Below are 13,641 nucleotides of genomic sequence, written 5' to 3'. Positions count from 1 at the left end.
GGCGAGCGCTTCACAAGGGCCATGGCGGCCTGATGTTCAACCCCGCCGCCCCGCACACGAAATTCCTGACAGTCCCTTTCGCTTTCCCGCGAGGCTGAGAGCCTTGGCGCCGAAGGGGTCATGATCATCCCCCCTTATTATTCCTCGCCCACTGAAGACGAGATATTCGAGCATTATCGCCGGATCGCCGAGGCGATCTCGCTGCCGGTGATGCTCTACAATAACCCCTTCACCTCGAACACCGACCTGACGGCGCCGCTGGTCGCGCGCCTCTCGACCATCGAGAACGTCTCCTACATCAAGGAATCGAGCGGCAGCGTGCCGCGCACGACGGACATCATCCGGCTGAGCGGCGGCCGGATGACCGTGTTCGCGGGCTACCACCCTTGGGAGAGCTATCGGGTCGGCGCCGCCGGTTACGTATCCGTCTTCGCCAACATCGCTCCCGCTTTGTCCGCCGCGCTCTATACCGAGACGGTCGAGAAGGTCGACGGCGAGGCCGGCCGGCGCATCCATGACGGCGTTGCGCCGCTCCTCAATGCAATAAGCGGCGATCTCTATGTGTCCGCGACCAAGGCCGCGCTGACCATGGTCGGCATGCCGATGGGTGCCCCGCGCCCGCCGCGCCTGCCGCTACCAGGAGAGAAACACATCTCTCTCCGCCGGGCACTCACCGATCTGGGCCTCATGAAGTCCGGTCCGGATTGATGCGGGACGTTCATTCCAGGCGATGCAAGAGCGACACTCAAAGGGGAACCGAATGAACATCTTTCCCAGAATTGCGGCTGCCGGACTCGCTGTGGCCCTGTGGCTCTCTCAGGCCACGGCGGCCGAATACACACTGAAGGCAAGTCATTCCGCTGCCCCGAGCGAGCCCTACCAGATCGGCCTCCAGGCCTTCGCCGACATGGTGAAGGAACGCAGCGGCGGCCGTGTCGAGGTGGTGATCTATCCCAACAACCAGCTTGGCAACGAAGGCTCCGTGCTGGAGGGCTTGTTGCTCGGAACGATTGACGTTGCGATTGCCGCCAACGGAACGCTCGGCAATTTTGTAAAGCCGGTCAGCATCTTCGATCTGCCGTTTCTGTTCCGTGACCGCGAGCATCTCTACAAGGTGGCGGACGGCCCGGTTGGCGTGCAGTTGAAGGGGAAGATCGCAGAACGGGGCTTTCACCTGCTCGCCTACTACGAGGCGGGCATCCGCCACATACTGACGAAGAAACCCGTCAAGTCGATGGCGGACCTGAAGGATCTCAAAATCCGGACCATGCAGGTCCCCTCGCATATCGCGGCCTTCAAGGCTTTCGGCGCCAATCCCGCACCGATGCCGTATGATGAGCTCTATGGCGCGATCCAGACGGGCGTCGTCGACGGTGCCGAAGCGGCGAACTCCAATTATTACGCCCAGAAGTTCTTCGAGGTGGCGCCGCATTACGCGCAGATCTCCTGGACCGCCATCGTGGCCGAACTGTTGATGTCGGAGCAGCGCCTGAAGTCTTTCCCCGAAGACATCCAGAAGATCATCATCGAGGCCGGACTGGAATCGGCGGCGATCCAGCGCAAGGCCTATGCGGACGCCGACGCAAAGCTTCTCAACGTACTGGTCGAGAAGGGCGTGGATGTTACCTATCCCGATCCCCAACCATTCCGGGAGGCCTCCAAATCGGTCTACGAGGCCTTCATCAAGACGCCGGAGCAGAAGGCGCAACTCGAAGAGATACTGACGACGCAGTGAGGCGGGCGGAAGCCGCATCCGGTATGCCCGCGCCTCGCACGCGCCCCTCGCGGTGCAACTCCCAGCGAGGCGCCTCGCAATCTTCGACATTCCAGCTCACAGCGGGGCGAAGCTTCATGTTCTCCATTCTGGTATCCGGCATCCGGCGCACGATCGATGCTGTCATCATCTGCCTCTACGCCTTCATGTGCATCGCGATCCTCGCCCAGGTGCTCGGCCGGTACATCTTCAACTTCTCGATCGGCGGTGCGGTGGAAAGCGCCACGTTCGCGCAGGTCTGGATGGTGCTGCTCGGCAGCGGTGTTGCGATGCGGTTCAACATGCACAACAGCATGGATCTGATCGCCACGAAGCTCTCGAAGCCGGTCTACCGGGCACTTCTCATGATCTCGTCGCTCTCCTGCCTGTGGTTTCTCTGGATCACGCTCGCGGGCAGCGGACCGCTGATCGAGATTGGCTCGTTCCAGATGTCCGCGGCGCTCGAGATTCCTATGTGGGTTCCCTATCTCGCGATCCCGGTGGGTTGTGCCTACTTCGCTCTGGAACTGCTGCTGTTCACCGTCGAGCGCTGGCGCGCTGGTGAAGCGCCTCCCTCCAGCATCGAGCAGGGCGGGGAGATCGGCGGATGATCACCCTCGCCATCGTCGCCTTCTGCGTGCTGATGCTGATCGGCACACCCGTGGTGTTCTGCCTCGGCATTTCCGCGGCGCTGGCGCTGATGGCGAGCGGCGTGCCGCTCGCCATCGTCACACAGCGCATCTATGGAGGGCTCGAAAGCTTCACCATCATGGCGATCCCGTTCTTCGTGCTCGCCGGCCTGATCATGGAGAAGGGCGGCATCGCCCGCCGCTTCATCGATTTCGCGACCGCCTTGGTCGGCTGGGTGACGGGAAGCCTGCTTTTCGTCTCCGTCGTCGCCTGCACCGGCTTTTCCGCCATCTCCGGCTCCGGTTCGGCCGACACGGCGGCGGTCGGGTCCATGACCCTGCCGGAAATGCGTCGGCGCGGCTACGATATCGATTTCGCCACCGGCATGCTGGCTGCCGCCGGCTGCATCGGTCCGGTGATCCCTCCGAGCATCATGATGGTGGTCTACGCCACCATCGCCAATGTTTCGGTCGGCCAGCTCTTCCTGGGAGGCATCCTGCCGGGCCTGCTGATGTCGGCCGGCCTCATGGCGGCCTGCTACATCCACGCCAAGCAGGGAGGACCGGCCTATCGGGACAGTCTGTCGTTCAGTTTCCGGCGCGTCGTCGAGACCGGCATCGTAGCTCTGCCGGCGGCGGGCATCGCGATCCTGCTCGTCGGCGGGATCGTCGGCGGCGTGATGACCCCGACCGAGGCAGCCGGCGTCGCCGTGTTCGCCAGCGCCCTTGTCGGACGTTTCGTCTATCGCGAGCTGAACCTCTCGGAGCTGCCGGGGCTGCTGCTGCGGGCGTCGGCCATGTCGGCGGCGGTGATGATCGTGATCTCCACAGCCAGCGTGTTCGCCTGGCTCATCACCAGCCAGAACATCCCGGCGCAGCTGGCGGACTATCTCGGCGCCTTCGCCGATGACCGAATCACCTTCCTGCTGGTCGCCAACATCCTGCTGCTGCTGATCGGCACCTTCATGGAGGGAATCTCGGCGCTGCTGATCGTCATGCCGATCCTGCTGCCGATCGCCGATCATCTCGGCATCGATCCCATCCATTTCGGCGTGGTGGTCATCGTCAACCTGTCGGTCGGGATGTTGACCCCGCCCTATGGCAGCACGCTGTTCGTTGCCGCGACCATCGCCGATCGCAACGTCGCCCAGGTCTCCACCAAGATCGCCATGCCGATGCTGGCGCTCACTGCGGCCTTGCTGCTGACGACCTACTACCCGCCGCTGGTGACCTGGCTCGCCAGCACCCTGGCGCCGTGACGGATGCGGGGCAGCGGACAACGAATAGCCCCCCTCGATGACTGGCGGGCCCGGCACGGAATGGGCAAGGTGAGATGATGCAGACGGGTGAATTGCTGACCGGCGTAAAGGTTCTGGACATGGGCAGGGTAGCCGCCGGCCCGCATTGTGCCCTGCTCTTGGCGAGTGTCGGCGCCGACGTGATCAAGATCGAACGGCCGGGCGCCGGCGACGACACGCGTGCCAACGGTTTCCACTTCGAGAACGGCGAGAGCGCCTATTTCCTGCAGCAGAACTGGGGCAAGCGCAGCATCGCTCTCGACCTGAAGCATCCGGAAGGCATGGCGGTGCTGCGCGGGCTGATCGGAGCCGCCGACGTGCTGGTCGAGAATTTCCGTCCCGGTACCCTCGATCGGCTGGGTCTCGGCTGGAAGCACCTGCAGGAGCTGAACCCCCGCCTCATCCTCTGTTCGGTATCGGCATTCGGCCAGTCGGGACCGGAGGCCCTGCGACCCGGTTATGGCGCCATGGTCGAGGCCCGCGCCGGCATTCCGGAGATGACCGGTGAGTGCAACGGGCCGCCAATGCCGACCCCGCTGCCGATCGCCGACTTCCTCGCCGCCTCCCATGCGTTCGGCGCGGTCTGCGCCGCGCTGGTCTCGCGCCAGCGCACGGGACGGGGGCAGCATGTCGACATCGCGCTGCTCGACTGCGCGGTCGAAATGCACGACTGGGCCGTCGAGCTCCACACAGCCAGCGGCGGCGCGATCGTGCCGACCCGGCGCGGCCTGCGCGACCGCGCCATCGTGCCGTGGGGCTATTTCCGCACCACCGACGGATGGATCTGCTTGATCGCCAGCAACGATTCCTTCTGGCGCAAGCTCGCCGAGCTGATCGGACGGCCGGAACTCGCCCGGCACCCCGACTATGCCACGGTCCGGGCGCGCGCCGAGCACGCCGACGAGATCTACGCTCTGCTGGAACAATGGGTGTCGAGCCGCAGCTCCAGAGAGTGCACCGCGATCCTGGACGCCGCCGGCATTCCGGCCGAGCGATTGCAGCGCATCCCCGATCTGCTCGACGACCCGCAGATTCGTCATCGCGGCATGATCCCGGAGGTCGATCATCCCCGCCTTGGAAGGACACGGATCGTCAACACCGCTGTGCGGCTCGCCTCCGGCCCCGCACATATCGACCGGGTCGCGCCCCTGCTAGGCGAGCACACGCGCGAGGTGCTGGCCGAGCTCGGCTATGGCGAACGGGACATCGACCGCCTGGAGACATCTGGCGCGGTGCAGTCGCACCGATGAGCACCATGGATCAGACTGGAGAGACCACCTTCGGAGCACGGCTGCGCTTCCATGCAGCCACGCGCGGCGAGGCCGTGGCGGTGACGGTCATCACCAACGACGGCACGGCACGCGACGTCAGCTGGACCGGCCTCGACCGGTTCGTCGACCAAGTCGCCCATGCGTTCGCCAAGCGCGGGGCCGCACAGGGGACGGTGATCGGCATCGGCCTGCGCAACGGCCTGCTTCATCTCGCCACCGTGCTGGCTTCCTGGCGGCTCGGCGCCACCATCATAGCCTTCGATCCCGGCCTGCCGGCCGCGCAGCTTTCGCCAATGCTGGCTCGGGCCCGTGCCGGCTTCGCCGTAGTTGAGGACGGCACGGGTCTCGACGACGGACAGACCCTGAGACGGACGGCACTGGAGAAGGCCGCCGCAGTGGCACCCGCGACGCCGGTCGAGGACAAGGTGTCCCGGCCCGGCAAGATTCTGCTGTCGGGCGGCTCGACCGGCGTCTCCAAGCTGATGGCCGACGATCTGCCCTGGACCCGATCGCCCGGCCGATCCTGGGGCAATGTGGCGCCAGCGCTCGGCTTCGGTCCGGATCAAGTTCAGCTCGTGTGTGGAGCGATGTCCCACAATGCGCCGCTCACCTGGGCGCATATCGGGCTGTTCGAGGGGCACCGCCTCGTCGTCATGGAGACCTTCGACGCTCGCCGGACCTTGCAGGCGATTGACCGATATCAGGTCGAGTTCGTGATGGTGGTGCCCACCATGATGGTGCGCATGCTCGATGTCTTGGGAACCGAGCCCTGCAGCTTTGCCTCGCTTCGTTCATTCTATCACACCGGGGCGCCCTGTCCGGTCTGGCTGAAGCGCAGCTGGATCGAGCGCTTGGGTGCCGAGCGTGTCTTCGAGATGTACGGATCCGGCGAGAATGTTGGACAGACGATCATTTCCGGCCCGGACTGGCTGTCCCATCCGGGTTCCGTCGGCCGTCCGTTCGAAACCGATGTGCGGGTGCTCGATGTACAAGGCCGGCGTCTTCCTCCAGGCGAGATCGGCGAGCTCTACATGCACCGCTGGAGCGAGGCCGGTGCCGTCCGCTACCTCGATCACGCTCTTGTGCCGCGAACCGATCCGGACGGCTTCACCTGCGTCGGCGACATGGCATGGCTCGACGAGGAGGGTTTCGTCTATCTCGCCGGTCGCCGCGACGACGTGATCAACACCGGGGGGGTGAAGCTGCATCCGGAGCGGATCGAAGCGGCGATCCTTTTCCATCCGGATGTTCGTGACGTGGTCGTCGTCGGGGTCGATGACCGTGAGTGGGGCCAGCGCGTCCATGCTGTCATCGAAGCGGCCGGTATCGGCACGCCGATCGACCTTGCCGAGTTGCGCCGCCACTGCGCGGGCAGGCTGACTGGCGCCGAGATGCCCAAGAGCCTGTCATTCGTCGGGGCCTTGCCCCGCGACGGGTTCGGCAAGGTGAGACGGCGCGCTGTGCGGGACGGACTGGAGAGGGAAGCAGTCGAGGCTGGCTGCGGGCAACTGCAGAGGGTTAAGAAACCGTCATGATCGAGGTCGAACGGGACGGCGATGTCGCGACCATCACGATAAGGCGCCCGCAGGTGCGCAACGCGCTCCGCGCGGCGGACAAGCGGGCGCTCGTGGCCGCAGTTCGCGAGGTCTCGGCCGCCGGCTGCGGGGCGATCATCGTGACCGGCGAGGGAAGCCGGGCCTTTTGTGCCGGCACCGACGTCAAGGAGATGGGGGATTTCTCCGCCGATGACTTCGCCGACATGCTCGATGCGGAGAAGCACCTGAACGACACCTTCCTAACGACCGAGACGCCAATAATCGCGGGGGTCAACGGCGCGGCGCTCGGGGCGGGTTGCGTGCTCGTCTATTGCTCGGACATCGCCATAGCCGCAGCCTCGGCCGTCCTCGGCCAGCCGGAAGTCCGTCACGGCGTCGCCGCCGGACTGCACGTTGCGTTGTTGCAGCAGGTGATCGGGCTAAGCCGCGCCCGTTGGCTGCTTTACACGGGGGAGTTCGTTTCCGCACAGACGGCGCTCGAGATCGGCCTCGTCAACGAGGTCGTTCCCGACGAGGAACTGATGCGGCGGGCACGTGAGATCGCCGCCAGGATCGCAGCCCGTCCACGCCGAGCGATGGCGCTGCAGAAGCGTGCGGTATCGACCTTCATCCATCGACCTCTCCCGGAAGCCGTGGCAACGACCCTCGATGCCAATGTCGCCGAATTTTCCTCCGGTCATCCGGGAAGAACCATGCTGAATTCCCTAGATCGCTAGGGACTTCCCCAATCAGGCGCAATCGCCTTGAGTGGGAAGGGCTGCAGAGCTTGGACGAGTTGTTCGACGACGTGGCCGCCGACACGGCCGGTAACTCCGATAACGAGGATGGTCATGGGGGATCACTCCGATTTGGGGTCAAAAGACACCTTGTAAATTAGTGATCCAGATTCGCGCCGATAGACGCTATATTTAGACAGATCGTCTCACTGATGGAACATATGGATCTTCTTGCTCTTGCTGATTTCAGTCTCGTCGCCCGCCATGGAGGGTTCGGCCGCGCCGCACGTGCTGCAGGGCGCCCGAAGGCGACATAGTCCCGCCGTGTCGCGGAACTGGAGGCGGCCCTCAATCTGCGTCTTTTCGAGCGCGGATCGCGTGATCTGAAGCTCACCGAGGAAGGGCGTGCGCTTTTCGAGCTAACTGGGGCGCTGCTGACGGAGCTGGAGGAGACCGCATCGGCAATCGCGTCCGGTGGTGAACGGCCGCGAGACAAGTTGCGGATCAGTGCCCCACTGCTCTTCTCCCAGACAGCAATGGGTAGGATCGCTGCCGGGTTCGCTCTTAAGTATCCCGACGTCCGGCTTGAGGTCACCACGGAAGACCGCGCCGTCGATATGATCGAGGAGGGATTTGACCTGGTGATCCGGGTCAATCCGGATCCGGATGACAGCCTTGTTGGACGTGTGTTCCTGCGCGATCGGCTGGTGGCGGTGGCAAGCCCTAAACTCGCGCGGCTGGCCGATCATGTCGGCGCCTGCGCCGCGGCACTACGCCCGTTGCACGTGCTGATCAGCGCCATGTACTGACGGCGCAACGGTTACATGGCGACGATACGCCGGTGCCGATCCTGGCGAAGGGCAAGACCGATACCGGTCGGGCCTGGGTGTATGTGCGTAACGATCAACCCTTCGGCGGCGCCGATCCGCCGGCGGTGCTGTTCCAGGCGTCGCGCGACCGCTCGGGCGATCATCCGCAAGAGCATCTGACGCGCTTCACCGGCATCCTGCAGGCCGATGCCTATGCCGGCTACAACCGACTGCTCATGCCCGATCGCCAGCCGGGACCGATCGTCGAGGCCCTGTGCTGGGCCCACGCACGGCGCAAGTTCTTCGAGCTTGCCGACATCGCGGCGAACCGTCGGCGCGGGCGCAATGCTGCGCCGATCTCGCCGATCGCCTTCGAGGCCGTCACCCGCATCGACGCGCTGTTCGATATCGAGCGCGAGATCAATGGCATGGGTGCCGATCAGCGTCGGGCTGTTCGCCAAGAGCGCAGCGCTCTTCTCGTCGCCGCTTGAGGTTTGGATGCGCGAGCATCGCGCCAGGCTCTCCCGCCACGCGCCTGTGGCCCAGGCCATGGATTACATGCTGCGCCGCTGGGACAGCTTCGCCCGCTTCCTCGACGATGGACGCGTTTGCCTCACGAACAATGCGGCAGAACGGGCGCTGCGCGGTATCGCTCTCGGCCGCAAGGCGTGGCTGTTCGCCGGGTCCGACCGTGGCGCCGAGCGCGCCGCCGTCATCTATAGCCTGATTGGCACTGCCCGGTTCAACGACATCGATCCGCAGGCCTGGCTCGCCGACGTCCTTACCCGCATCGCCGACATCCCGCAGAACCGGCTCCTCGACCTCTTGCCGTGGAACTGGCAACCAAGCTCCGCTGACAAGTTCAAAGCCGCCTGACCGTGGCCCTCGCCAGAGGGTTACGTGACGCTTGGCGAGACCATGCAATGTCTCCCCGACGAGAAACTCCTGCGCCACCTGGCGCTTGAACGCGGCGCTATGGGAACGGTGTCGGGCCATGGCTTTCATCTTTCGAAAGCCCGGCTTCCCGGTCAATTGCTCTCCGTCACACTGTCCACCTTAGGGGGCACACTCCATGCGGCGATCGTTATGTGGCAACGCTCTCCTTCGCCAGCTCCCTCAATTCCCTCATATAAGCGCGAGATCGGAGCCTAATACGCTCTCATCCCGGTGCCGGTGCCGGTGCCGGTGCCGAACGAAGTGTCACGCGTTCTTCTTGCGCGGCCCCTCGCGAGGCGCCGGTACGCTGTGCCCCATATCTTGCCTTCCGTCGGCAGGCAGCGGACGAGATCCCGTACTTGCAGCGCATCCTGAAACGGTTGCGCCGTATCGCTCCTCTCCCGATGGGGGCTCAGTTTGCCTCCACCAGGAATGCGGAGGCGCTCACCTCAAAGATAAAAACAGAATGCATTCTGTTTTTTGTTGACCGTTACCTGGCTCCGGCATAGCGTCGCCCCATCAAAAACAAGGGCGACAGGCCAAGCAGGGGAACGTGATGAAGCGACTGAAGCTCGGGGTGCTAGCCCTCCTTTTCTCATCCGCGGCATTTTGCGCCGACGCGGACGACAAGACTCTCAACCTCTTCAGCTGGGTGAATTCCTTCGATCCGCAGATCCTCGAAGAGTTCTCGGCCCAGACCGGCTATAAAATCCGCAACGATGCTTTCGATTCCGACGAGATGCTGGAGACGAAGCTTCTAGCGGGCAGCAGCGGTTACGATCTGGTGACGCCGTCGGCATTTCCCTTCCTGCAGAGACAAATCAAGACGGGCGCCATTCGTTCATTCGACCGGAAGCAGGTTCCCAATGCCGCAAGGCTCGATCCGACAATTATCGGTATGCTGAAGATTAGCGACCCGGAGCTGAATCACGCGGTTCCCTATGCCTGGGGATCGACCGGCATGGGTCTGAACGTCAATAAAATCAAAGAAGTGTTTCCTGACGCGCCGCTCGACAGCCTCGACCTGATGTTCAAGCCGGAAAACGCGGCGAAGCTGGCGAAATGCGGGTTCGTCATGGTCGATTCCGCCACTGACATCGTCCCCATCGCCATGCACTATCTCGGCATCGACACCTATTCCGAGGACGAGAAGGAGATTGGCAGGGCGATCGACCTCCTGAAAGCCATTCGCCCTTACGTATCCTATATCGACGCGACGAAGTACCAGGTCGAGCTGGCCAATGGCTCGATCTGCGCGGCGATCGGCTGGTCCGGCGACATCATCAGCGCGGGCAAGAGCGCCGCGGAAGCGAAGAACGGCGTCGAAATCTCCTATGTCATGCCGAAAGAAGGCACTCTCGTCTGGATGACGACCCTGGCGGTCCCGTCGGACGCGGCCAATCCGGAAGCCGGCTATGCCTTCATGAACTACCTCCTCAATCCGAAGGTCGCCGCGCGGAATACCGAAGCAACTGGCTATCCGGTGCCTGTCCCGGAAGCACGCCAGTTCCTGCCGCACGAACTGGCGGAAAACCCGGCTCTGTATCCGCCCGACAGCGTCAAGAAGGGCTTCTTCATGGGCTCCTCTCAGGCGCAGTCGATCGTGCGTTACGTGAACCGGCAGTGGACGCGCTTCAAGGCGGACAATTAGGGCCCGGTATTTGCTTTGATCTGCTTTGCCTGGAGCCCGGCGACGGGACGTCGCACGCACCCGGGATGATTGTCGGCGGCTCCGAAAGGCTGCGCGGCTGACAGTTGAATGGATCAAAGAGCGACGCTCTCCTGCAAAGCAGCGTCCGCCGCCGGTTTCCAATGCCCGAGCTGTTGCTGCTCTCCTTGGGAGGGCAGAGACCCGACTTGCAATCTTGAAGAAGACCCACATGGCATCGCATAGTTGGATACAGGATCTTCCGGAATGCTTCGTGCGGTACCAAGCCGCTCGCCGCCTCTACGAAGTGGAGTGCATGATTCCGGACATCGCCGGGATTTCGCGTGGCAAGGCGATGCCGGCCGCCAAGTTCGGCGATGCGTCCAATATTTACCTTCCGTCGTCGATTTTCTATCAGACGATCACGGGCAACTACGCCGATCTCGACATTGCCGACCAATGGACCGAAGTCGACGTCGTCCTGAAAGCGGACATGTCCACGGCCTGTGCGGCTCCCTGGGCGGACGAAGTGACGCTGCAGGTCATTCACGATGTCGAGGACAAGCATGGCAATCCTCTCCCGGTCGCTCCGCGCAATGTCCTCCGCCGTATCCTGTCTCTATACGAGGAGCGCGGCTGGCGCCCAGTCATCGCGCCGGAACTTGAGTTCTATCTCACCCAGCCCAACACCAATCCCAGCGACCCGATCGAGCCTTCGATCGGCCGCACCGGCCGGAAAGGCATTGGCCGGCAGTCATATTCGATCACTGCGGTTGATGAATACGGCAAGGTCATAGACGACATCTACGAGTTCGCCGAGGCGCAGGGCCTCGAGCTCGCTTCCGTGATCCAGGAAGGGGGCGCGGGGCAACTCGAGATCAACCTCGCTCACGGCGATCCCTTGCGCCTTGCCGATGAGGTCTTCCTCTTCAAGCGGACGATCCGGGAAGCTGCGCTTCGCAACGGCTGCTTTGCGACCTTCATGGCCAAGCCGATGAAGGACGAGCCGGGCAGCGCCATGCACATCCATCAAAGCGTTGTCGATACGACCACCGGCGCGAACATCTTCTCGCAGGCGGACGGCTCGGAGACCGAGCTGTTTCGCCACTTCATTGGCGGTTGTCAGAAGCATTTCTGGGCCGCGACCGCGTTGTTCGCGCCCTACGTCAATTCCTTCCGGCGCTTTTCCGGCGGCGACAGCGCGCCGACGAATATCGAGTGGGCCACCGACAACAGGACCACCGGCTTGCGCATTCCGGTGTCGTCACCGGATTCCCGCCGCGTGGAGAACCGCGTCGTCGGCATGGATTGCAACCCCTATCTCGCCATCGCGGGCAGCCTCGCCTGCGGCTATCTCGGCATGATCAATGCCGACGAGCCCCGGGAACCCACCGCCGGCGAGGGATATGGCCGCGGATTGTCGCTGCCGCGTAGCCTCTTCACCGCCCTCAAGCGATTGTCCGAGGACGCGGCGTTCCGGCATACGATCGGGGAAGAGTTCTGCATGGTCTACGAAGGAATAAAACATACAGAACTCGAGGAATTCCAGAGCGAAATCTCTCCGTGGGAACGCGAACACCTGCTGTTGGCGGTCTGATCCATGGAAAAATGCGCTTCCAGTTCCGGACAAGACGATGCTCGACCCGGCCGTTCATCGGGGCTCGGAGGGGACTTTCCGTTCCTGACCTTTGCCGGGCGATGACGCCATGGACCTTCTGACCATAAACGACCGGCCGGGCCTGTATCCCGACAGCTACTATGCTGCCTCGGCCGGCGCCCATCGCGCGAGTCGGCCGGCCGCGGATGGCGAGATCCGCTGCGACGTCTGCGTGATCGGCGGCGGCTATACCGGCGTGTCCAGCGCGCTGCATCTCGCAAAAAAGGGCTATCGGGTCGTCCTGTTGGAAGCCAACGGGCTCGGCTGGGGGGCGTCGGGCCGCAACGGCGGACAGGTCAATTCGGGCATGCGGCTCCACCAGGGCGAGCTGGAGCAGATGTTCGGAGTCGAGACAGCACGCCGCCTCTGGAGCCTCGCCGAGGAAGCCGGCGCACTCGTCCACGAGATGATCGGAACGTATGACATAGCCTGCGCCTTCAAGCACGGCGTGCTGACGGCCTGCCATCGCCGCCGCTATGTCGAGGACACACGCCGGTACATCGACAAGCTGGAACGTGAGTACGGCGTCGAGGGGCTGACATTTCTCGACCGCGACGCCTTCCGAGCGATCCTGCCGTCGGATTTCTACCATGGTGGTGCGCTCGACACCAATGCAGGTCACCTGCATCCGCTGAACTATCTCCTCGGCCTGGTGAAAGCGGCCGAAGAAGAAGGCGTCGCGATGTACGAGACGTCGCGGGTCGTGCGCATCGATCGTACCGCGCCGGCGAGAGTCCATACGGACCGCGCCTGCGTTTCGGCCGACTTCGTGATCATCGGCTGCAACGGCTATGCCGGCGATCTCGATCGGGACATCGCGCGTCACGTCATGCCGATCAACGGCTTCATCGCCGCGACCCGGCCGCTTTCCGAGGCGGAAGCGGCATCCGTGCTGACGCAGGACTATGCGGCCGCCGACACCAAGTTCGTCATCAACTATTTCCGCCTCTCCGAAGACCGCCGCCTGCTTTTCGGCGGCGGCGAGAGCTACGGCTACCGCTTTCCCGCGAACCTCGACGCCGTCGTCCGCCGCCCTCTCGGCAAAGTCTATCCGCAACTGAGGGATGTCGAGTTCGACTACTGCTGGGGCGGAACGCTCGGAATCACCATGAGCCGCATGCCCTATTTCCGGCGACTGCACGGCAACGTGCTGACGGCGGGCGGATTTTCCGGGCAGGGCGTCGCGCTCGCGACCCTGGCCGGCAAGCTCCTGGCCGAGGCCATCGCGGGACAAGCCGAAAAGTTCGACCTGCTGGCCTCCCTTCCCGCTACGCCATTTCCCGGCGGTCCCCGATGGCGCTCGCCGCTGCTGGCGTTTGCCATGAGCTGGTACGCCCTGCGCGATGCCTTGTCGTGACATCCGGGATC

9 protein-coding genes and 3 pseudogenes are annotated in these 13,641 nt (G+C 63.8%); all 12 read left to right on the top strand.

Going from position 1 to position 13,641, the window contains the following annotated elements; translation table 11 throughout:
- Positions 1-84: 84 nt before the first annotated feature.
- Positions 85-708, top strand: a pseudogene (locus AC1RU4_RS23695) (dihydrodipicolinate synthase family protein); the annotation flags it as partial.
- A 52-nt stretch (positions 709-760) separates the two neighbouring features.
- Entirely contained in the window at positions 761-1,735 is a 975-nt protein-coding gene (locus AC1RU4_RS23690) for a TRAP transporter substrate-binding protein (RefSeq protein ID WP_492893858.1), read from the top strand.
- A 116-nt stretch (positions 1,736-1,851) separates the two neighbouring features.
- Complete coding sequence (locus AC1RU4_RS23685; RefSeq protein WP_492893856.1) at positions 1,852-2,364, top strand: TRAP transporter small permease; 513 nt, start codon at positions 1,852-1,854, stop codon at positions 2,362-2,364.
- A complete protein-coding gene (locus AC1RU4_RS23680) occupies positions 2,361-3,641 on the top strand; it encodes a TRAP transporter large permease (protein ID WP_492893854.1) in 1,281 nt (426 codons plus the stop codon). Before AC1RU4_RS23685 ends, AC1RU4_RS23680 begins: the two co-directional genes overlap by 4 nt.
- A 74-nt stretch (positions 3,642-3,715) precedes the next feature.
- Entirely contained in the window at positions 3,716-4,930 is a 1,215-nt protein-coding gene (locus tag AC1RU4_RS23675) for a CaiB/BaiF CoA transferase family protein (protein WP_492893852.1), read from the top strand.
- Positions 4,927-6,486: an AMP-binding protein gene (locus AC1RU4_RS23670; RefSeq protein ID WP_492893850.1), complete on the top strand. Its 1,560-nt coding sequence runs from the start codon at positions 4,927-4,929 to the stop codon at positions 6,484-6,486. Before AC1RU4_RS23675 ends, AC1RU4_RS23670 begins: the two co-directional genes overlap by 4 nt.
- Positions 6,483-7,223, top strand: a complete 741-nt coding sequence (locus AC1RU4_RS23665) for an enoyl-CoA hydratase/isomerase family protein (protein ID WP_492893848.1) — start codon at positions 6,483-6,485, stop codon at positions 7,221-7,223. The genes AC1RU4_RS23670 and AC1RU4_RS23665 overlap by 4 nt, the downstream gene beginning before the upstream one ends.
- 329 nt (positions 7,224-7,552) lie before the next feature.
- Positions 7,553-7,618 (top strand): annotated as a pseudogene (locus AC1RU4_RS23660) (hypothetical protein); the annotation flags it as partial.
- Positions 7,607-8,908 (top strand): annotated as a pseudogene (gene tnpC / locus AC1RU4_RS23655) (IS66 family transposase). The pseudogenes AC1RU4_RS23660 and tnpC, both read left to right, overlap by 12 nt.
- A 616-nt stretch (positions 8,909-9,524) precedes the next feature.
- Positions 9,525-10,619 (top strand): extracellular solute-binding protein, encoded by a 1,095-nt coding sequence (locus AC1RU4_RS23650; protein WP_492893846.1) that lies wholly within the window; start codon positions 9,525-9,527, stop codon positions 10,617-10,619.
- Between the two features lie 313 nt (positions 10,620-10,932).
- Positions 10,933-12,213, top strand: coding sequence for a glutamine synthetase family protein (locus AC1RU4_RS23645; protein ID WP_492893844.1), 1,281 nt, complete (start codon positions 10,933-10,935; stop codon positions 12,211-12,213).
- 109 nt (positions 12,214-12,322) lie between these two features.
- Entirely contained in the window at positions 12,323-13,630 is a 1,308-nt protein-coding gene (locus AC1RU4_RS23640; protein WP_492893842.1) for an NAD(P)/FAD-dependent oxidoreductase, read from the top strand.
- Positions 13,631-13,641: the final 11 nt, after the last annotated feature.

This window comes from Ancylobacter sp. GW821-FHT10E12 (assembly GCF_058809335.1).
Note: the sequence above shows the minus strand (reverse complement) of the source record. Positions and strands in the feature narration are given on the sequence as shown.